The organism is Mycobacterium sp. NGS66, from assembly GCF_059812225.1.
This window is the reverse complement of sequence record NZ_JCALCG010000001.1, coordinates 576,170-596,303: the sequence shown is the minus strand read 5'-3', so window position 1 is coordinate 596,303 and position 20,134 is coordinate 576,170. Positions and strand designations below refer to the sequence as shown.

Below are 20,134 nucleotides of genomic sequence, written 5' to 3'. Positions count from 1 at the left end.
CGCTAAACAGCCCCGGGGTGTCGCCCAGCCAAACGCCGAACGTGCTCTCACGGCGAAAATTTGGCCCATTTCTCGCCGTGAGAGCACGTTCGGCGCTAAGGGTCGCTAGCTCTGGACCGTGTAGCCCATCGGCATCAGCACGCTCTTCTGCTGGGTGAAGTGCTCGACGCCTTCCGGCCCGTTCTCGCGACCGATGCCGGAATTCTTGTAGCCGCCGAACGGACAGCACGGGTCGAAGGCGTACCAGTTGATCGCGTACGTCCCAGTGCGGATCTTCTCCGAGATCTCGATACCGTGCGGTACATCGGCGGTCCACACGCTGCCGGCCAGCCCATACACCGAATCATTGGCGATCTTGATCGCGTCGTCCTCGGTGTCATACGGGATGATGCAAAGCACCGGCCCGAAGATCTCCTCCTGGGCGATCGTCATCTTGTTGTCGACGTCGGCAAAGACCGTCGGCTGCACGAAGAAGCCGTTGTCCAGGCCCTCGGGACGGCCGCCGCCGCACACCAGTCGCGCGCCTTCCTCGACGCCCTTGGCGATGTAGCCTTCGACGCGGGCGCGCTGTTTCTCCGAGATCAGCGAGCCGATCTGGGCGGCCGGGTCCGACGGCGGCCCAACCGGTAGCGCCTGCACGAAATTGCTTACCGCCTCGACGATCTCGTCGTACCGCGAGCGTGGCGCCAGGATCCGGGTCTGGCCCACACAGGCCTGGCCGGTGTTCATGATCCCGGAGAACACCAGCATCGGCACCGCGGCGGCCAGGTCGACGTCGTCGAGCACGATAGCCGCCGATTTACCACCCAACTCCAAGGTGCACGGCTTGAGCATCTCGGCGGCGCGGCGGCCGATCTCCTTGCCGACGGCCGAGCTGCCGGTGAACGTGAACAGGTCGACGTCGCGGTTCGACGTCAGCGCCTGCCCGGTTTCGATCCCGCCGGGTACCACCGACAGCACGCCCTCCGGCAGGCCGGCTTCGGCGAACACCTCCGCCAAAGCGTTTGCGGTAAGCGGTGTTTCGGCGGCCGGCTTGAGCACCACCGTGCAGCCCGCCAGCAACGCCGGGCCCAGCTTGTTGACCGCCAAGAACAGCGGCACGTTCCACGCGACGATCGCGCCGACCACACCGATCGGCTCGCGATGGACAATGCTCTGCCCGTAGGAGCCGTTGCGGACCTCCCGCCACTTCACCTGGTCGACCGCCGGGCCGGCGAAGAAGTTCAGCGCGCCCATCGAACCCATCCAATGCATCGTTTCGACGGTGGTCGGCGGCTGTCCGGTCTCGTCGGCCAGCAGCTTGGCGAACAGCGGCTTACGCTCCTCCAGCACCTTGGCCGCCTTCGCGATGACGGCCGCGCGCTCCTTTGGCGGCGTCGAAGGCCAGGGGCCGTTGTCGAAGGCGGCGCGCGCCGCGGCGACGGCGGCGTCCACGTCGGCCGCGGCCGCCAACGGCACCCGGCCGACGTATTCGCCGGTGGCCGGGCAGTGCACCTCGATGACCTCCGACGTCGACGGCTCCGTCCACTTGCCGCCGATGAAGAGTTTGTCGTATTCGGTCGTTTGGCTGTGGCTCATGGCGCCACCCTACCCAAGCGGAAGCAAGATTAGAACATGTTCCATTATCGCGGTTGAAGCACCAGCACCAGATTGCTGACCAAGAACTCGCGCAGCACCGGCACCGACGTCATCCACCAGGCCCATCGCGGGTGGTAGCGGGGGAATGCGGCGATCGCAGCGCCGGTGCCGGCGGCCCACTTCAGGCCGTTGGCGGCGGATACCGCGAACAACGACGACCCGTAGTCGTTTTTAGCCGGATGACCGTGCTTACGGGCATACCGCGCCGCGGCCCGGTGTCCACCGAGATAGTGGCTCAGGCCCATTTCATGTCCGCCGAACGGGCCCAGCCAGACCGTGTAGGACAGCACCGCCAGCCCGCCCGGCCGGGTGACGCGCAGCATCTCGTCGCCCAGCTGCCAGGGCCGCGGCACGTGCTCGGCGACGTTGGACGACAAGCAGATGTCCACCGAGTCGTCGGCGAAGGGCAGCGCCATGCCCGACGCCCGGACGAACATGCCTGAGCCGCGGGGTGTGGCCGGCCCGGTCGCATGCATCTCGTTCGGGTCCGGTTCGACACCGATGTAGCGGATGCCGGCGTCGTCGAACGCGCTTCCGAAATAGCCCGGCCCGCCGCCGACGTCGAGTAGGGTGCGGCCGACGGGCGACTCACCGTGAATGGCCCGCCACAAATCACCGATCATGGTCGCGGTGTCGGCGGCCAGTGCGCCGTAGAAGCGCGCCGGGTCCGGCTGTTCGTAGCGGAACTCGGACAGCAGCCGCAGCGAGCGGGCCAGCGTCGCCCGCCGCGCGAAAATTTCGGTCGCCGCCACTCGCCACACCGTTGCAAGTGAGTGATCTTTAGTGGTCACGCGACTTGCACCCCGTCTCGGGGTTGTTCCCCGGCCGGGTAGCCGGTTCCCTTCCGCGCTTCACGGCCACCCGCCGGGTGAGGCCCGGTCTTACGGTCGGCTCCACGCTTGACGGCGGCCCCAACTGGGCCGACGACGCTAATGGTGTCCTCGTAGCGTGCGAGGTTGATCGCGGCGCAGTCATCACGCTGATGCGTGACCGAGCAGCCGTGGCATTGCCAGTGTTCGACCCAGCCGATGTCCTGCACATGCCCGCAGGCGTGGCAGGTTTTCGACGACGGGAACCAGCGGTCAGCGACCACCAGCGCCGACCCGTACCAGCCCGCCTTATAGGACAGGTGCCGGGCCGGAGTGCCCAGGGCGGCATCGGAGAGTCCGCGCCGTCTGGCACGCGCCCCCGCAAGGCCCTTTTGGCGCAGCATCGCGGCCGCGTCCAAGCCTTCGACAACGATGCGGCCGTGGGTCTTGGCCAATCGTGTTGTCAGACAGTGCAGGTGGTGGGTACGGACATCGTTGACCCGGCGGTGCAGCCGGGACATCTCGGTGGTGCGCTCACGGTAGCGCCGCGAGCCTTTCCTACAGCGCGACCGGGCCCGCGACACGTGACGCAGCTCGCGCAACGCGGCGTTAAGCGGGCGCGGGTTCTCGACGCGTTCGATCACGGTGCCATCTGGGGTGGCGATCGTCGCCAGCCGGCGGACCCCGACATCCACGCCGATCCGTGAGTCGGGCTGCGCAACCGTCGGTTGCTGCGGGCGCTGCACGAGTACTCGCACACTGGCGTCGAGACGGGTGCCGCTGCGGCGCACCGTGATTGCCAGCACCCGCGCCCGGCCTTTAGTGATGAGCCGCTCGATACGGCGGGTGTTCTCTTGTGTGCGCACCCTCCCGATGACCGGCAGCGTCAGATGGCGGCGATCAGGTTCCACGCGCATCGCTCCGGTCGTGAACGACACGCGATCGAAGTCGCGGCCCTTCTTCTTGAACCCAGGGAATCCGACGCGTTTGCCAGCGCGTGTACCCGCACGGGAACTCTGCCAATTCCAGTACGCGGCGACTGCGCCGGCAATGCCATCGGCGTAGGCCTCTTTCGAGCACTCCGGCCACCACACCACACCGGTCTCCGCGTTGACGCATACGTCGTCCTTGACGCTGTTCCACCGCTTGCGCAGCACCCGCAGCGACGGTTTCGCCGTTTCGACGCCGGTCTCACGCCACGCGTCGATATCAGCTTTCAGCGCGGCCACGGTCCAGTTGTAGGCCTTGCGGCGAGCACCGAAATGGCGCGCCAACGCGCGGGCCTGGTCGGCGGTCGGATCCAGCGTGAACCGGAACGCCTGCACCGTCCAGCCCTCAGAAATCTCGAACTTCGCCACCTCAGGCCGCCTCGCCTTTCCCGGCGTCAGCCGCCGCACCGACGGCACGCCTAGCACGGTTGGCAGCCGCGCGTTTGCCGTAGAGCCGCGCGCACATACTGGCGAGAAACTCCGTCATATCGCCCGCCAAATCATCATCGACCTCAGCTAAGTCGACCACGACCCGCTCGCGGCCCTGCGCCGCGAGCGCAGCTTCGACATACTCAGAGCCGAACCGGCAGAACCAATCCCGATGCTCCACCACGATCCCGCCCACCAACGAGTCGCGCAGCAACGCAACGAACTTACGGCGATGCTCCGACCCGACCTCGGTCACAACCTCATCGACCGAGATCTCGTCGGCCCTAGCCCACGCGGTCACCCACGCCACCTGCCGATCCCGATCGGGCTTTCTGGTCCGCTGACGACACCCGCGCGTACACCGCCGTCCGCCCACGACCAACGGTCTCGGCAACCGCATCGTTCACCAGAATCAGCCGTCCCACCTTCCGGGCCGGGCCCGGCAAAGCCCAGTGCGAAACCAGCGACTCCACCCGCGTAACACCGTCGCACCCCGCCCACACCGCCAAATTCATATACCTGTTCCTACAGCACACCACTGACAACGCGACGCAACACTCGCCACACCCTACGGCCGTCAACGGTTAGGCTGACGACTTATGTCTGACCTGCGCTCGGTGCTGCTCCTGTGCTGGCGCGACACCGGGCACCCGCAGGGCGGCGGCAGCGAGACCTACCTGCAGCGCATCGGCGCCCAACTGGCCTCCTCCGGTATCCAGGTCACCTTGCGCACCGCGCGCTACCCAGGCGCGCCACGACGTGAAGTCGTCGACGGTGTGCGCATCAGCCGGGCGGGTGGGCGGTACTCGGTATACATCTGGGCGTTGTTGGCCATGGTGGCGGCCCGATTCCGGCTCGGCCCGTTGCGGCGAGTGCGGCCCGACCTCGTGGTCGATACTCAGAATGGCTGGCCCTTCCTGGCCCGGCTGGTATACCGCCGACGGGTGGTGGTGCTGGTGCACCACTGCCACCGCGAGCAATGGCCGGTGGCCGGGCCGGTGATCGCCAAGGTCGGCTGGTTCGTCGAGTCGACGCTGTCGCCGCGGCTGCACCGGCAGAACCAGTACCTGACGGTCTCGCTGCCTTCAGCCCGCGATCTGGTTGCCCTGGGCGTGGGCACCGAGCGGATCGCGGTAGTACGCAACGGGCTGGACGAGGCGCCGGCACCGACGTTGTCCGGGCCCCGGGCCGCAGCCCCAAGGGTGGTCGTGCTGTCCCGACTGGTGCCCCACAAACAGATCGAGGACGCGCTGGAAGCCGTCGCGGAGCTACGGCCGCGCATCCCGGGTCTGCACCTCGAGATCGTCGGCGACGGGTGGTGGCGGCGGCGACTCGTGGAGCATGTGCAGCGGCTCGGCATCGGCGACGCGGTCACTTTCCACGGCCACGTCGACGACGTGACCAAACACCATGTGCTGCAAAGCGCATGGGTACACGTGCTGCCGTCGCGCAAAGAGGGGTGGGGACTCGCGGTGGTGGAGGCCGCGCAGCACCGCGTGCCGACCATCGGGTACCGGTCCTCCGGCGGACTGTCGGACTCGATCGTCGACGGGGTGACCGGGGTGTTGGCGGACGACCGCGCCCAATTGGTCGATCGGCTCGAACAACTGCTGTCCGATCCGCTGCTGCGCGACCAGCTCGGCACCAAGGCGCAGGTCCGCAGCGTCGAATTCTCCTGGCGGCAAAGCGCGGACGCGATGCGCACCGTGCTGGAAGCGGCGCAAGCCGGCGACTTCGTCAGCGGCCTGGTTTAGGGCGTCTGCTCGCGCTACGACGGGCGCCGCTGCCGACCGGTGAGCACTGCGCCGCCCACGCCGCCGACCACGAGCAGCGCCAGCCACGCCCAATGCGCCGTCATCGTCGCCCGCACACGAGTAACAGGCACGCCCTCGGTGTGCCCGCCGATCCAATACACGGCGATCTGGCCATCCCGATAGGCCGGTGTCAGCGCGTCGACCGTTCGCGCGGCGTCACCCATGTCGCCGGCGGTGTCTGACTCGACCACTAGCCACGTCACCCCGGCGGCGGCCAATGTGGTGGCATCCTGCCCGGACCGCAGCAACTCCTGCACCGAGCGCGCGTGCGTCCCCTCCCCGGGGACGGTCACCCCGGAAATGGTCAGATCGCCGGTGGACAGGACGTCGGCGCGCACCCAGCGGGGCAGTGGGTCGAGTACCGGCGCCGGACCCGACCAGAAGAACATCCGCATGGTCCCGGACGGCAGCACGGCCACCGTCCCGGGCCGCGCATTGATGGTGGCCGCCACCGCACTCCAGCCGGGCGGGTAGCGCACCGACTGAACCTTGCCCCAGACGCCCCAGGCCAGATCGGGCAAGGCCAGCATCAGCGCGACGCAGCAGACCAGCGCCGTCAACCCGGGCTGCGACAGGCGGCGCAGCGTCACCACCGCCCCCGCGCCGGACAGCGCGTATCCCGGCATCGCCAACGCCACCCACTTCTGCCCGTCGCGCAGCACACCGAAGCCGGGGAAGGCGTCGACCAGCCCCCGCAGCACCTGCAGGCCGGGACCCGTCGCCAGCGCGGCCGGGACCACCACCGCCACCGCCGCCAGCGCGAGCAGCGGCACCGCAGCCGGGCGCCGCGCGACCGACGGCAGCCCGACGGCCACCACGCCCAGCAGTACCACGGACGACGAGATGGCCAAAAGCGTTGTCCGCGAACTGGGTACGGCCTCGCCGTTCCAGATGCCGCCGAGGGCGGCCAGGCTGCCCAGCGTGCCCAGCCCAGGCTCGGCGCGAGGTGCAAAGGCGGTTACCCCGAGTGCGTTCGCCGGTTCCGACGGCAACGACGAGCCCAGCACCGCCGCCACGAGCCAGGGTGCCGCCGCCACCACCGTCGCTCCCAAAGCCACCGCGGCACAAAGCCAGCGGGGCTGGGACGCACCTGGGTCGGCAGCCGGAACGGCCACGCTGACCAATGCCACCGCTGCGGCCAGCAGCAGCCCCGTCGGGGTCAGCCCGGCCAACGCGATCCAGAAGCTCAGTCGGAGGAACCCGCTCCATGCCCCGTCGGGCACCGACCGCAAAGTCAGCATCGTCGCGGCAATCCACGGCAGGCAGCCATAACCCACCAGCAGGCTCCAGTGCCCCTGCAGCAGCCGTTCGGCGACATAGGGGTTCCAGATGGCCAGGGTGATGGCGACGAACTGGCCGGCGACGCCCGCCGCGGGGAGGGCCACTGCCACCAATCGTGCCGCGCCCCAGCCGGCCAACCACAAACCCAAGACGAGCAGCGCCTTCACCACGATGCCGCCGTCGATCACCTGGGAGGCCAGCGCCACGGCGAAATCCTGCGGGGTCGCCCGTGGCGCTGCCGTCAGCCCCAGGGCGGTGTCGGAAAGATACGACCGGGGGGTGGAAACGGCGTCGCGGAGCAGCAGATACCCGGGCTGTAGCACTGGCCCGACCACGAGTAGCGCGAGCAGCAATGCGTAGCCGGGCCGGGACCAGGACTGTGCCTGGCGCAGTGCTGCCGTCACCCCTGTCGTCAGGCCTGCACGGTTGGGGCGCCGGACTCCGGAGGATCGGGCGGCTTGGGATCCGGCGGGCTGGGCTCCGGATGCAGGTCCGGTCGCTGGGTGGGCAACTTCTCGGTCTCGGCTTCTGCGCCCGGCACCGGTTCGTCCAACCCGTAGTAGTCATGGTCGCCGCGATCCAGGCCCGGGTCGGTCAGGGCGCTCTCGGTGCGCAGGCTGAACGAGGCCAGCAATCCGCCGCCGACCAGCGCGATCAGGCCGACCGCGGTGAAGGTGATCGGCAGCACCCGCGACCACAGCGCCAGCCGGTCACGCTCGTCGCGGGCCGCGTTGACCTGGGATTCGACGGTCTCTTCGGTGGACGTGACCGTGTAGTCGGCCAGCCGCAACTCCGGCTTCATCTTGTCGCGGGCGAAGTAGTGGTTGGCATGCTCGGTTTGCTTGACGATGGTGCCGGTCACCGGGTCCACCCAGAAGGTCCGCTGCGCGGCGTAGTAGCGGGTCATGGTGATCTGTTCGTCCGGCTCGCCGGCGACACCCCACATCTTCGCCGAGGTGGTGATCTTGCCGTCCTCCCGGTTGGTCAACAGCGACGGGTACTCGATGGGATCGGCCAGCGCGCCGTCGGCGTTGTAGCCGACGTTCTGCTTGAACCGGTACGTGGTCAACCCATTGACGTCTTCTTCGGCCTCGAAGGAGGCGTCAAACGGCTTCTGCGCGATCGGGTCGAAGTATTGGTACGTCTGCTTCTGCGTGTGGAACGGGAACCGGTAGGACAGCCCGGTGTGGCGCAGCGGGGTGGTGGTCGGCGGGCTCTCGTCGTTGAAGGCGCGCGGCTTCTGCACGGAACCGCCGGTGTGGGTGTCGTCGGAAACCGCCATCGCCGTCTTGCGGTTGAGCGTGACGAAGTCCACGATCGCCAGCAACAGTCCACTGTCTTTTTGCTTGTCGGTACGCCGCACGGAAGTACCCACCTGAAACGTCACAACGTCGGCGGTGGCCGGGTTTTCGACGGTGATCTGCTGCTGGGACACCAGCCGCACGTTCTGGTTGGTGACGACGTGGTCAGTCGACAAGGACGCCGCGTCGATCGCGGTTCCGCTGCCGTTGCTGACCAGGGTGGCGTCGAGGTTCAGTGGGATTTTGGTGATCCGGCTGCTGGTATAGGTCGACAACAGCAATGCCGCGATCAGCAGAGCGGCCCCGAGCCCGATGATCCCGCATGCGCCGAATCGCAACATGACTGCTCGGTTCACGTTCGCTGGGACCTCCTCCTGATGCATTGCAGCCCATGGGACTCGTCGGTCGCGACCCGCTAAGACCTGACCAAGCAGCGAGGCAAACCCGTTCGACCCTAACAGCTACGTATTCGGGTGTACCCGATTGTCCCGCGCCGCAGCCCGGGCAAACTAGGACGATGAGCGATGCCCAGCAGGTCGGTGGGGTGCGCAGATTTCTGCCCGCGGTCGAGGGCATGCGCGCCTGCGCGGCCGTCGGCGTCGTGGTCACCCATGTCGCATTTCAGACCGGCCACTCCAGCGGGGTGTTCGGCCGGTTGTGCGGCCGGTTCGATCTGGCCGTCGCGGTGTTCTTCGCCTTGTCCGGGTTCCTGTTGTGGCGCGGACATGCCGCGGCCGCACGCGATCTGGGGCCACGTCCGCTGACCGGGCACTACTTGCGGTCACGGGCGGTCCGCATCATGCCGGCCTATTGGGTGGCGGTCGTGGTCATTCTGCTGCTGCTGCCGGACGCGGACCATGCCAGCCCCACGGTGTGGCTGGCCAACCTGACGCTCACCCAGATCTATGTGCCGCTCACGCTCACCAGCGGATTGACCCAGATGTGGAGTCTGTCCGTCGAGGTCACGTTCTACCTGGCGCTGCCGGTCCTGGCGTGGCTGGCCCGCCGGATTCCGGTGGCCGCGCGGGTGCCGGCGATTGCGGGGCTGGGCGCTCTTAGCTGGGCGTGGGGCTGGGTACCGCTGAGCGGCGGTCCGGGGATCACGCCGCTGAACTGGCCGCCGGCGTTTTTCTCCTGGTTCGCCGCGGGCATGCTGCTGGCGGAGTGGGCTTACAGCCCGATCGGGTGGCCGCACCGGATGGCGCGCCGCCGGCTGCCGATGGCCGTGATCGCGGTGCTGGCCTATCTGGTGGCGGCATCCCCGCTGGCCGGTCCGGAGGGGTTGGTGCCGAGCACCGCCGTCCAATTCGCGGTGAAGACGGCGATGGGTTCGCTGGTGGCGTTCGCTCTCGTGGCGCCGTTGGTGCTGGACCGGCCGGACACGTCGCACCGGCTGCTGGGCAGCCCGGTGATGGTGACCCTGGGACGTTGGTCGTACGGCCTTTTCATCTGGCACTTGGCCGCGCTGGCGATGGTTTTCCCGGTGATCGGCACGTTCCCGTTCACCGGTCGGATGCCCACGGTGCTGGTGCTGACGGTGATTTTCGGGTTCGCGATCGCCGCCGTGAGTTACGCCCTGGTCGAGTCGCCATGTCGGGATGCGTTGCGGCGCTGGGAGAAACGCGCACATGCGGCGGACACCGCGGTGGTTGATCCGGAAGCGGAAGCCATCGCTCCCTGACGCGCGGTGTTACCCGCCGACGACGTCGATGACGATGGTGGTGATGTTGTCGGGTCCGCCGCCGTGGTTGGCCGCGTCGATCAGCGCCGCGCAGGCATCGCGGGGATTGGGTTGGGAACCCAGGATCTGCGCCAGCGACGCGTCGTCGACGACTCCGTGCAGACCGTCGCTGCACAGCAGCATGCGGTCACCGGGCTGGAGATCGACCGGGGTGACGTCGGGATGGGCCGGCGGCGGCATGCCGACATGCCGGGTGATGACGCTTCGGGACGGATGCTCGCGGGCATTCTGCGGCTCGACTTCTCCCGCGTCGACCAACGCCTGGACCAGGCTGTGGTCTCGCGTCAGGCGATGCAGCTGCTGGTTGCGGTACAGGTAGCCGCGGCTGTCACCCAAGTGGCCGACCAGCGCGCGCATACCGCGGACCACCACGGCCACCACCGTGGTGCTGGCCCCGGCGAGCCCGGGGTCGTGGTCGCCGCTGGTGCGCAGGTTGTTCGAGATTTCGGCGATCGCGGCGGCCAACCGCTCCGGCGCACTCGGGTCGTCCAGGCCGACGGAGTCGAGGTGGCGTTGCAGATATTGCGGTAGCAAGTCGACCACCATTTCGGCGGCGCGGTCGCCATGGCTGCTGGAGGCGACGCCGTCGGCGACTATGAACAGACCCTGCTCGGCGTAGATGCCCAAGCGGTCCTGATTGCTGGTTCGTTGACGGCCGGTATCGCTGAGGCCCGCGTAATCAACGGCGTGTGTGGGCATTTCGCCACCAGCCTCCCCGCTCCTGGTCCGTTCCCGACGGCCTCGCGCCGCCGGAAGTGTTGAGAAATGTTGAGAAATATAGTCTCAATCCAACACCCATGTTTGCGATTCCGCGACTCACCGTCGTCAACTAACTTGACCAGATCGCAACCGCGCGATGATCTCGTCTCGCACCGCCGACCGCCGTGCCTTGCCGGCGTCGTCGCGCAGCGGCGTACCGACGAATTCGACGAGATGCGGCACCTTGTACGCCTCGATGCGTTCGCGCAGGAACTCCTTGACTGCAGCGGCGTCCAGCGCTGACCCGTGCACGGTGTGCACCAGCGCGTACGGGACTTGGCCCAGATCACCGTCGTTCGGGTCGGGGACACCGACGACCAGACACGACAGCACGTCCGGGTGGGCCGAGAGCGCACCCTCGATCTCGGCGGGGTAAACGTTGCGTCCGCCGACGGTGAACATGTCGACCCGGCGGTCCGACAGGTACAGAAACCCGTCGGCGTCGAAGTAACCGAGGTCGCCCAGCGAGTCCCAGCCGTCGCGGGTTTTCGCGTTGACGCCGACGTAGCGGTACGTGGGTGCGCTGCCGGGGCTGGGTCGCATATAGATCTCGCCGACGACGCCGGGTGGGCACTCCCGACCGTCGTCGTCGAGCACTTTCATTTCCCCGGCGACCACCGTGCCGACCGAGCCGCGGTGGGTCAGCCACTGGTCGCCGGAAATGAACGTCAGCGCCTGTAATTCGGTGCCGCCGTAGAGTTCCCACACCTTTTCTGGCCCGAGTATGTCGATCCAGGCCTGCTTGACGGCCGGCGGGCAAGGCGCTCCCAGGTGCCAGAACCGCCGGATCGACGACAGGTCATAGGAACTCGGGTCCGCGTGGTAGATCGGCAGCACCCGCTGCATGATCGTGGGCACCGTGGTCAGGAAGGTGACCCGATACTCGGTGATCAGCCGCAGGAACTCGCGCGGGTCGAAGCGGCGCATCAGCACCAGGTGGTGGCGCATCAGCAACGCGATCACCGCTGTCGTGCAACCGGTGTTGTGGCTCAGCGGCACCGGCACCAACGTGGTATCGCCTTCCTGCGCGCCCAGCGGATATCCGATCGACGGCGGGACCCGGCTGTCGCCACCGGCCTCGATGAGCTTGGGCCGGCCCGTGCTGCCGCCGGAGGCCAGCGACTTCCAGCATGGCGACACCGCTTCCGGTAGCGGCGCGTCGGACAAGTTCGCGTCGGGAACGAAACCTGCTGGGACACTGGGGATTCCGTCGCAGGAGCGGCCGACCAGCAGGGCGCGCGGCTTGAGCCGCAGCAGGCCTTCGAACTCCGCGTCGGGCAACCGCGGTGACAGCGGCTGGGGCACCGCGCCGAGTTTCCAGCACGCCACCGCGGCCTGCACCCACTCGATGGAATTGGGCAACGCGATGGTCACGTAGTCGCCGGTGCCGACCCCGCGCTCGGCGTAGGCGCGCGCCAGCCGGTTGGTCGAGGAGTCCAGTTCGGCGCGGGTGATCGTGCGTCCGTCGCCGCTGACCGCCGGTTCGTCGGGAGCAAGTCGGGCCAATGCCGAAATCTGCGCGCCGATCGGCGCCGTCACTGATAGGCGCCCTGCCGCTCGAAGATCCGACGAGGGTTGTCCACCAGCATGGTGTGCAGCTGCTCGTCGGTGACGCCGCGCTGCTTGAGCGCGGGGATCACGTCGTTGTGGATGTGCAGGTAGTGCCAGTTCGGGGCGGCCACCGCCAGAAGATCTTCGGGCAGTGCGTCGAAGTAGCAGTTGGCGTCGTGCGACAGCACCATCTTGTCGGCGTGCCCCCGTTCGCACATCTGCGCCACCGTGTTGACCCGGTCCTCGAACGGCAGGTACACGTCGATGCCGAATCGGTCCATGCCGATATAGGAGCCGGCGGCGATCAGCTCCTCGAGGTAGCCGAGATCGGTGGTGTCGCCGGAGTGGCCGATTACCACCCGGCTCAGGTCGACGCCTTCTTCTTCGAAGATGCGCTGCTGCTCGAGCCCGCGGCGCAGGCCCGCGTGGGTGTGCGTGGAGATCGGCACTCCGGTGCGCTTGTGCGCCTGTGCGACCGCGCGCAGCACCCGCTCGACGCCGGGGGTGACGCCGGGCTCGTCGGTGGCGCATTTGAGAATGCCTGCCTTGATGCCGGTGTCGGCGATGCCCTCTTCGATGTCCCGGACGAACATGTCGGTCATGATTTCCGGGCCGTCCATCGGCGTGCCCGGGCCCAGATAGTGGAATCGGAACGGAACGTCGTTGTAGGTGTAAAGTCCGGTTGCCACAACGATATTCAGCTCCGTAGCCGCCGCAACGCGCGCGATCCGCGGTATATAGCGGCCCAATCCGATCACCGTCAGGTCCACGATGGTGTCCACGCCGCGGGCCTTCAGCTCGTTGAGCCGGGTGATGGCGTCAGCCACCCGTTGCTCTTCGTCGCCCCAGGCTTCCGGATAGTTCAGCGCGATTTCCGTGGTCATGATGAACACGTGCTCATGCATCAGCGTGACGCCGAGATCGGCGGTATCGATGGGTCCGCGAGCGGTATTGACTTCTGCCACGTAAGCGATGCTAGGGCGCTTCGGCTGGTTTTTATAAGGCTTCCCGCGGTGCAGCCCCGGCAGCCGTGCGGTTGCAGTACCGTCTACCCGTCGTTAGTCGGAACCGGCGGGAGCCACCATGCTGCTCAATCCCAACAAATTGACACGTCGTTACCCTGACGCGCGCTCGGCGGAAATCATGGCCGCGACGGTGGACTTCTTCGAGTCCCGCGGAAAGGCGCGCCTGAAGCACGACGATCACGAGCGCGTCTGGTACTCCGAGTTTCTCGACCATGTCGGGCGGGAGCGGCTGTTCGCCTCCCTGCTGACGCCGACCGAGTACGGCGCCGCCGATTGCCGCTGGGACACCTATCGGATCAGCGAGTTCGCCGAGATCCTGGGCTTCTACGGGCTGAACTACTGGTACCCGTTCCAGGTGACCGCCCTGGGCCTGGGCCCGATCTGGATGAGCGACAACGACGACGCCAAACGTAAGGCCGCCGCTCAATTGGAGCAGGGCGAGGTGTTCGCGTTCGGCCTGTCCGAGCAGACCCACGGCGCCGACGTCTACCAGACCGACATGATCCTGAGTCCGTCGGAACACGGGTGGACGGCTAACGGCGAGAAGTACTACATCGGCAACGCCAACGTCGCCAGGATGGTCTCTACGTTCGGCAAGATCGTCGGCGACACCCCGGAAAAGGACGAGTACGTCTTCTTCGCCGCCGACTCCCAGCACGATCGCTACGACCTGATCAAGAACGTCGTCAACTCGCAGAACTACGTGGCGAACTACGCGCTGCGCGACTACCCGGTCACCGAGGCCGACCTGCTGCACCGCGGCATCGGCGCGTTTCACGCCGCGCTCAACACCGTCAACGTCTGCAAGTACAACCTGGGTTGGGGCGCCATCGGCATGTGCACCCACGCGATGTACGAAGCGGTCACGCACGCGGCCAACCGCTACCTATACGGCACCGTCGTCACCGACTTCACCCACGTGCGACGGCTGCTCACCGACGCCTACGTGCGCCTGGTGGCCATGCGACTGGTCGCCAGCCGGGCATCGGACTACATGCGCAGCGCATCGCCGAACGACCGCCGTTACCTGCTGTACAGCCCGCTCACCAAGGCCAAGATCACCAGCGAGGGCGAGCGGGTCATCATCGCGTTGTGGGATGTCATCGCCGCCAAGGGAGTCGAGAAGGACACCTTCTTCGAGACGGTGGCCCGTGAGATCGGACTGCTGCCCAGGCTGGAGGGAACCGTCCACATCAACATCGGGCTGCTGGCCAAGTTCATGCCCAACTTCCTGTTCGCTCCCGACGCCGCACTGCCCCTGATTCCGCGCCGGGACGACGCGGCCGACGACTCGTTCCTGTTCGCCCAGGGACCAACGGGCGGCCTGGGCAAGGTGCGCTTCCACGATTGGCGCGCGCCGTTTGAGAGCTACGCGCATCTGCCCAATGTTGCGCTGCTGCGTCAGCAAATTGAGGTGCTCGCCGAGATGCTGGCCGCCGCCACCCCGGATGCGGCACAGCAGAAGGACATCGACTTCGCCTTCGGCGTCGGGCAGATCTTCGCCTTGGTGCCCTATGCGCAGCTGATACTCGAGGAAGCCCCGCTTTCTGGTGTGGATGAGCCGCTGATCGACGAGATCTTCGCGCTGCTGGTGCGCGACTTCAATACCTATGCCGTCGAGCTGCACGACAAGGCAGCGACGACGGACGAGCAGGCCCGCTTCGCCATGCGGATGGTCCGCCGTCCGGTCAACGACCCGGCCCGCTACGACCAGGTCTGGCGGGAACATGTGCTGCCGATCAACGGCGCATATGCGATGCGCCCGTAGGGCGCTAGTTCGCCGGTCGAGTGTGAATCTGTGGCGTTGGCGGTGAAATCAGGGCGGCGAAATCGCGCATATCCCGCCGTGTCTTCACCCTGAACGCCGTGTCTTCACCCTGAACGCCGTGGTTTCACTCGCGACGCCGTGGTTTCACTCGCGACGCCGTGGCTTCACACCAAGACACCTGCACTCCTTGACTGTGAGCTAGCTCACCGTAGAATGACCAGTGGTCATTCCTGCTAGGAGGCGCAATGCCGACGGTCACGTGGGGACGAGTCGATCCGGCCCGTCGGGCGGCCATCGTCGAAGCCGCGGAAGCCGAATTCGGGGCGCATGGGTTCTCGCAAGGCAGCCTGAACGTCATCGCGCGACGCGCCGGCGTCGCCAAGGGCAGCCTGTTCCAGTACTTCGCGGACAAGCGCGACCTGTATGCGTTCATCGCCGACGTCGGCAGCCAGCGCGTGCGGTCCTACATGGAGGCGCGCATCCGCGAACTCGACCCGAGCAGACCGTTTTTCGAGTTCCTCACCGACCTGCTCGACGACTGGGTCGCCTACTTCGCCGACCATCCGCGCGAGCGCGCGCTGCATGCCGCCGCGACGCTGGAGGTCGACACCGATGCCCGCATCAGCGTGCGGTCCGTCATTCACCGCCACTACCTCGAAGTGTTGCGGCCGCTGGTGCGCGACGCGCTGGCCCGCGGTGACTTGCGGGCGGATTCGGACACCGACGCTTTGCTTTCGCTGCTGTTGCTGATCTTCCCGCACCTGGCGTTGGCGCCGTATATGCGCGGCCTGGACCCCGTTCTCGGGCTCGACGAACCCTCGCCGGACCAGCCCGCGTTGGCCGTGCGCAGGCTCGTCGCGGTGCTGGCCGCCGCGTATTCGCCTGTCCCGCAACCCATTAGCCCTAAGACGATCTGAGGAGGTCGACATGAAGCGCACGCATCTGGGCTCGCTCGCCGCGGGTGGCCTGAACTGGGAGAGTCTGCCGCTCAAACTGTTCGCCGGCGGCAACGCGAAGTTCTGGAATCCGGCCGACATCGACTTCTCCCGCGACCGGGCGGACTGGGAGCGGCTGACGGATATCGAACGTGACTACGCCATCCGGTTGTGCGCCCAGTTCGTCGCCGGTGAGGAATCGGTGACCGAGGACATTCAACCGTTCATGTCGGCGATGCGGGCCGAGGGGCGGCTGGGCGACGAAATGTATCTGACGCAGTTCGCATTCGAGGAAGCCAAGCACGTCCAGGTGTTCCGGATGTGGCTCGACGCCGTCGGCGTCACCGGCGACCTGCACAGCTATCTCGACGAGCTGCCCTCCTACCGGCAGATCTTCTACGACGAATTACCGGAATGTCTCGACGCTTTGCGCACCGATCCGTCGCCGGCCGCGCAGGTGCGCGCGTCGGTCACCTATAACCACATCGTCGAGGGCATGCTGGCCCTGACCGGCTACTACGCCTGGAACAAGGTCTGTGTGGAGCGCGGGATTCTGCCCGGCATGCAGCAGCTGATCCGGCATATCGGCGACGACGAGCGACGTCACATGGCCTGGGGGACCTTCACCTGCCGTCGGCACGTGGCCGCCGACGATGCCAACTGGACGGTCTTCGAAACACGGATGAACGAGCTCATCCCGCTGGGACTGGGCCTGGTCCAGGACGGCTTCGCCCTCTACGACGACCCCAAGCCGTTCGACCTGTCCGAAGACGAGTTCCTGCAGTACTCCACCGACAAGGGCATGCGGCGCTTCGGGACGATCAGCAGTGCGCGCGGACGGCCGCTCGAGGAGATCGACTTGGATTACTCGCCGGTGCAACTGGAAGACACCTTCGCCGTCGAGGACGCCCGGGCGCTCGCCGCCGTCTAACGCCGAGCAGACGCAAAATCCCCTAAATCCTTTGGAAATTGGGTGATTTTGCGTCTGCTCGCCTAAGTCAGCCGATCCAGACCGTCTTGGCGTTGCAGAATTCGCGGATCCCCAGACCCGCCAGCTCACGGCCGTAGCCGGAGCGCTTGACGCCGCCGAACGGCAGCTCCGGGTAGGACACGGTCATCCCGTTGATGAACACCTGGCCCGCGTCGATGCCGTCGATGAAGCGCTGCTGCTCGGCCTCGTCGTTGGTCCAGGCGTTGGACCCCAGCCCGAAGGTGGTGGCGTTGGCGATCTCGATCGCTTCGTCGACGTCGGCGGCCCGGTACACCGAGGCGACCGGGCCGAACACCTCCTCGGTGTACAGCGCCATGTCCTTGGTGATGTCGGTGACCACCGTCGGCGGGTAGAACCACCCCGGCCGGTCGAGTCGCTCACCGCCGCAACGGATCACCGCGCCGGCGGCGGCGGCGTCCTCCACCTGCTTGGCGACCTCGTCGCGGCCCGACTCGGTGGCCAGCGGACCGACGTCGGTGTCCGGGTCGGTGGGGTCGCCGACCCGCAATGCAGCCATCCGCTCGACGAACTTGTCGACGAACGTGTCGTAGACCTCCGCGTGCACGATGAACCGCTTGGCGGCGATGCAGGACTGACCGTTGTTCTGCACCCGGGCGGTGACGGCGGTCTTGACCGCCTCGTCGAGGTCGGCCGACGGCATCACGATGAACGGGTCGCTGCCGCCGAGCTCGAGCACCGTCGGCTTGATCTCGTCACCGGCGATGGCGCCAACGGACTGCCCGGCCGGCTCGCTACCGGTCAGTGTGGCCGCCGCGACCCGCGGATCGCGCAGGATGGTCTCCACGGCGCTGGACGGAACGAGCAGCGTCTGGAAGCAGCCTTCAGGGAAGCCACCGCGGGTGATGACGTCGGACAGGTACAGCGCGCACTGCGGCACGTTGGACGCGTGCTTGAGGATGCCGACGTTGCCGGCCATCAGCGCGGGTGCGGCGAACCGAACGGCCTGCCACAGCGGGAAGTTCCACGGCATCACCGCCAGCACCACCCCCAGCGGCTGATAGCGGGTGTACGCCTTTTTGGCGCCGACCTTGCCCGCGTCGGCCGGCTCGTCGGCGAGCAGCTGCTCGGCGTGCTCGGCGTAGTAGCGAAATCCCTTGGCGCACTTGATCGCTTCGGCCTTGGCTGAGGCCAGGGTCTTGCCCATCTCCAGCGTCATCATGGCGGCGGTCTGCTCGGCCTCGGCCTCCAGCAGGTCGGCGGTGGCGTTGGCCCACTCGGCACGCTGGGCGAAGGTGGTATTGCGACGGTAGTCCAGGAATCGCTCGTAGGCGCGGGCTATCGCAGCTTCGACTTCCTGGTCGGTCGCGGGGTTGAAGGTCTTGACTGTTTCGCCGGTGGCCGGGTTGATGGTGGCGATGGGCACGGTGACATCCTCTGCTGCTTGTCTAAGCGGAAGGTTTCCAACCCAGCCTGCCACTATCGTGGCCGATGTGACTACCGCCGCTCAGTTGATGGTGAAGTGCCTGGAGAACGAGGGAGTCTCCGTCGTCTTCGGGCTCCCCGGCGAGGAGAACATCCGCTTCGTGCAGGCGCTGGCGTCCTCGGACATCCGCTACGTGCTCACCCGGCACGAGCAAGCGGCGGCGTTCATGGCCGAGATGTACGGCCGGGTGACCGGGCGCGCGGCGGTGGTGTCGGCCACCCTGGGGCCGGGCGCGATCAACATGCAGCTCGGCGTGGCCGACGCCACGACCAACAGCACCCCCATGGTCGCGATCTCGGCACAGGTGGGCCACGATCGCGAGTTCAAGGAATCGCACCAGTACGTCGACCTGGTGTCGATGTACGCACCGATCACCCGCTGGGCGGCCGGCGTGCCGACCGTGCAGGCCATACCGGAGATGTTCCGCAAGGCGTTCAAGGTCGCTGAGGCCGAACGCCCCGCGGCGGTGTACCTGGCCGTGCCGGAGCACATCGATACCGACGAGGCCGACTATCCCGAGCTGAAACCCTTGCCGCGCAACGTCGTTCGCGCCGACGCGCCGGCGTTCCGCCAGGTGGCGCGGGCCGTCGACATCCTGCGCGAGGCGAAGTGCCCGGTGGCGCTGGCCGGTCACGGCGCCGCCCGCGGCGACGCCACCGCGGCCCTGGTCCGCTTCTCCGAAGAGCTCGGCATCCCGGTCGCCAACACGTTCCACGGCAAGGGTGTCATGCCCGACGACCACCCCAACACCATCGGGACGCTGGGCTTCATGCGCCACGACTACGTCAACTTCGGCTTCGACAACGCCGACGTGATCATCGCGGTGGGCTACGAGCTACAGGAATTCGATCCGGTCCGGATCAACCCGAACTCCGACAAGAAGGTCATCCACGTTCATCGGTTCCCGGCCGAGGTCGACCTGCACTACTCGGTGGACGTGGGGATCATCGGCGACATCAGCGCCTCGCTGGATGCCTTGACCGAAGCGCTGGAAGGGCACCGCTTCGGGGGTGATGAAAACATCCCGGGCTCCGGTCTGCTTGCCGAGGAATTCGCTCGGGGACAACAGGATTCACGTTATCCGCTGGCTCCGGCGCGGGTGGTGGCCGACACCCGCGCCGCGTTGGGCCGCAGTGACGTCGTGCTGGTGGACACCGGCGCCACCAAGATGTGGATGGCGCGGCTGTATCCGACCTACGAGCACAACACCTGCCTGGTGTCAAACGGGTTGTCCACCATGGGTTTCGCGTTACCCGGAGCGTTGGGAGTCAAGCTGGCGAAGCCGGACGTCAAGGTGCTGGCGGTGGTCGGTGACGGCGCCTTCCTGATGAACTCGCAGGAGATCGAGACCGCGGTCCGCGAACGGATACCGCTGGTGGTGCTGATCTGGGAGGACGGCGGATACGGCCTCATCGAATGGAAGATGGATCTCGAACTCGGCGACCACTACTACGTGAAGTTCAACAACCCGGATGTGGTGAGCTACGCGGAAAGCTTTGGCGCCAAAGGATATCGGATTAACGCCGCCGAGGAATTGTTGCCGACGCTGAAGGCCGCGCTAGACGACGACGGCGTGTCGGTGATCGCCTGTCCGGTCGACTATTCCGAGAATCTGCGGTTGACCGACCGGCTCGGCGAGTTGGACGAGACGTTGTAGTC

At 67.0% G+C, this 20,134-nt stretch carries 15 protein-coding genes and 1 pseudogene; 6 read left to right on the top strand and 10 right to left on the bottom strand.

Annotation, left to right across the window (positions count from 1 at the left end; all coding sequences use genetic code 11):
* Positions 1–105: 105 nt before the first annotated feature.
* The 4 genes and pseudogenes from AC5Y2L_RS02915 to AC5Y2L_RS02900 form a co-directional block, all read right to left on the bottom strand.
* Positions 106–1,578, bottom strand: coding sequence for an aldehyde dehydrogenase (locus tag AC5Y2L_RS02915; protein ID WP_499934406.1), 1,473 nt, complete (start codon positions 1,576–1,578; stop codon positions 106–108).
* Between the two features lie 44 nt (positions 1,579–1,622).
* Positions 1,623–2,390 carry a class I SAM-dependent methyltransferase gene (locus AC5Y2L_RS02910; RefSeq protein WP_499934408.1) on the bottom strand — a complete coding sequence of 256 codons (768 nt, stop codon included), beginning with the start codon at positions 2,388–2,390 and terminating at the stop codon, positions 1,623–1,625.
* 35 nt (positions 2,391–2,425) lie between these two features.
* Complete coding sequence (tnpB, locus tag AC5Y2L_RS02905; protein WP_499934409.1) at positions 2,426–3,805, bottom strand: IS607 family element RNA-guided endonuclease TnpB; 1,380 nt, start codon at positions 3,803–3,805, stop codon at positions 2,426–2,428.
* Between the two features lies 1 nt (position 3,806).
* Positions 3,807–4,380 (bottom strand): annotated as a pseudogene (locus AC5Y2L_RS02900) (IS607 family transposase).
* A gap of 84 nt (positions 4,381–4,464) precedes the next feature.
* On the opposite strand from AC5Y2L_RS02900, the gene AC5Y2L_RS02895 reads away from it, so the two are divergent.
* Positions 4,465–5,619, top strand: a complete 1,155-nt coding sequence (locus tag AC5Y2L_RS02895; protein WP_499934411.1) for a glycosyltransferase family 4 protein — start codon at positions 4,465–4,467, stop codon at positions 5,617–5,619.
* A gap of 14 nt (positions 5,620–5,633) precedes the next feature.
* Here AC5Y2L_RS02895 and AC5Y2L_RS02890 read toward each other — a convergent pair whose 3' ends face one another.
* The gene (locus tag AC5Y2L_RS02890) at positions 5,634–7,364 is read right to left on the bottom strand and encodes an MmpA family trehalose lipid delivery protein (RefSeq protein ID WP_499934412.1); all 1,731 of its coding nucleotides are present in this window, start codon (positions 7,362–7,364) and stop codon (positions 5,634–5,636) included.
* A gap of 8 nt (positions 7,365–7,372) precedes the next feature.
* Positions 7,373–8,617 carry a cell envelope lipid trafficking protein PgfA gene (gene pgfA, locus AC5Y2L_RS02885; protein ID WP_499934414.1) on the bottom strand — a complete coding sequence of 415 codons (1,245 nt, stop codon included), beginning with the start codon at positions 8,615–8,617 and terminating at the stop codon, positions 7,373–7,375.
* Between the two features lie 161 nt (positions 8,618–8,778).
* On the opposite strand from pgfA, the gene AC5Y2L_RS02880 reads away from it, so the two are divergent.
* Positions 8,779–9,942 (top strand): acyltransferase family protein, encoded by a 1,164-nt coding sequence (locus tag AC5Y2L_RS02880; protein WP_499934415.1) that lies wholly within the window; start codon positions 8,779–8,781, stop codon positions 9,940–9,942.
* A gap of 9 nt (positions 9,943–9,951) precedes the next feature.
* Here AC5Y2L_RS02880 and AC5Y2L_RS02875 read toward each other — a convergent pair whose 3' ends face one another.
* From AC5Y2L_RS02875 to AC5Y2L_RS02865, 3 genes are all read right to left on the bottom strand, one after another.
* Entirely contained in the window at positions 9,952–10,701 is a 750-nt protein-coding gene (locus AC5Y2L_RS02875; protein ID WP_499934417.1) for a PP2C family protein-serine/threonine phosphatase, read from the bottom strand.
* 126 nt (positions 10,702–10,827) lie between these two features.
* Positions 10,828–12,300 carry an AMP-binding protein gene (locus AC5Y2L_RS02870; protein ID WP_499934418.1) on the bottom strand — a complete coding sequence of 491 codons (1,473 nt, stop codon included), beginning with the start codon at positions 12,298–12,300 and terminating at the stop codon, positions 10,828–10,830.
* Positions 12,297–13,277 (bottom strand): phosphotriesterase family protein, encoded by a 981-nt coding sequence (locus AC5Y2L_RS02865; protein WP_499934419.1) that lies wholly within the window; start codon positions 13,275–13,277, stop codon positions 12,297–12,299. Before AC5Y2L_RS02865 ends, AC5Y2L_RS02870 begins: the two co-directional genes overlap by 4 nt.
* Before the next feature lie 118 nt (positions 13,278–13,395).
* On the opposite strand from AC5Y2L_RS02865, the gene AC5Y2L_RS02860 reads away from it, so the two are divergent.
* The 3 genes from AC5Y2L_RS02860 to AC5Y2L_RS02850 all read left to right on the top strand — a co-directional run bounded on the left by AC5Y2L_RS02860 (position 13,396) and on the right by AC5Y2L_RS02850 (position 16,971).
* Positions 13,396–15,105, top strand: coding sequence for an acyl-CoA dehydrogenase family protein (locus tag AC5Y2L_RS02860; protein ID WP_499934421.1), 1,710 nt, complete (start codon positions 13,396–13,398; stop codon positions 15,103–15,105).
* A gap of 245 nt (positions 15,106–15,350) precedes the next feature.
* Complete coding sequence (locus AC5Y2L_RS02855) at positions 15,351–16,022, top strand: TetR/AcrR family transcriptional regulator (protein ID WP_499934423.1); 672 nt, start codon at positions 15,351–15,353, stop codon at positions 16,020–16,022.
* A 10-nt stretch (positions 16,023–16,032) separates the two neighbouring features.
* Positions 16,033–16,971: a R2-like ligand-binding oxidase gene (locus tag AC5Y2L_RS02850; protein ID WP_499934424.1), complete on the top strand. Its 939-nt coding sequence runs from the start codon at positions 16,033–16,035 to the stop codon at positions 16,969–16,971.
* Between the two features lie 67 nt (positions 16,972–17,038).
* Here the strand turns inward: AC5Y2L_RS02850 and AC5Y2L_RS02845 are convergent, their stop codons facing one another.
* A complete protein-coding gene (locus AC5Y2L_RS02845) occupies positions 17,039–18,415 on the bottom strand; it encodes an NADP-dependent succinic semialdehyde dehydrogenase (protein WP_499934426.1) in 1,377 nt (458 codons plus the stop codon).
* Positions 18,416–18,482: 67 nt separating this feature from the next.
* Between AC5Y2L_RS02845 and AC5Y2L_RS02840 the strand changes: the two genes are divergently transcribed.
* Positions 18,483–20,132, top strand: coding sequence for an acetolactate synthase large subunit (locus AC5Y2L_RS02840; RefSeq protein WP_499934427.1), 1,650 nt, complete (start codon positions 18,483–18,485; stop codon positions 20,130–20,132).
* The last annotated feature ends 2 nt before the right edge of the window (positions 20,133–20,134 follow it).

What these genes read in the sequence shown, in the direction of transcription:
- AC5Y2L_RS02915 (WP_499934406.1), bottom strand. Translation starts at nt 1,578, where the DNA reads ATGAGCCACAGCCAAACGACCGAATACGACAAACTCTTCATCGGCGGC.
- AC5Y2L_RS02895 (WP_499934411.1), top strand. Translation starts at nt 4,465, where the DNA reads ATGTCTGACCTGCGCTCGGTGCTGCTCCTGTGCTGGCGCGACACCGGG.
- AC5Y2L_RS02880 (WP_499934415.1), top strand. Translation starts at nt 8,779, where the DNA reads ATGAGCGATGCCCAGCAGGTCGGTGGGGTGCGCAGATTTCTGCCCGCG.
- AC5Y2L_RS02875 (WP_499934417.1), bottom strand. Translation starts at nt 10,701, where the DNA reads ATGCCCACACACGCCGTTGATTACGCGGGCCTCAGCGATACCGGCCGT.
- AC5Y2L_RS02860 (WP_499934421.1), top strand. Translation starts at nt 13,396, where the DNA reads ATGCTGCTCAATCCCAACAAATTGACACGTCGTTACCCTGACGCGCGC.
- AC5Y2L_RS02855 (WP_499934423.1), top strand. Translation starts at nt 15,351, where the DNA reads ATGCCGACGGTCACGTGGGGACGAGTCGATCCGGCCCGTCGGGCGGCC.
- AC5Y2L_RS02850 (WP_499934424.1), top strand. Translation starts at nt 16,033, where the DNA reads ATGAAGCGCACGCATCTGGGCTCGCTCGCCGCGGGTGGCCTGAACTGG.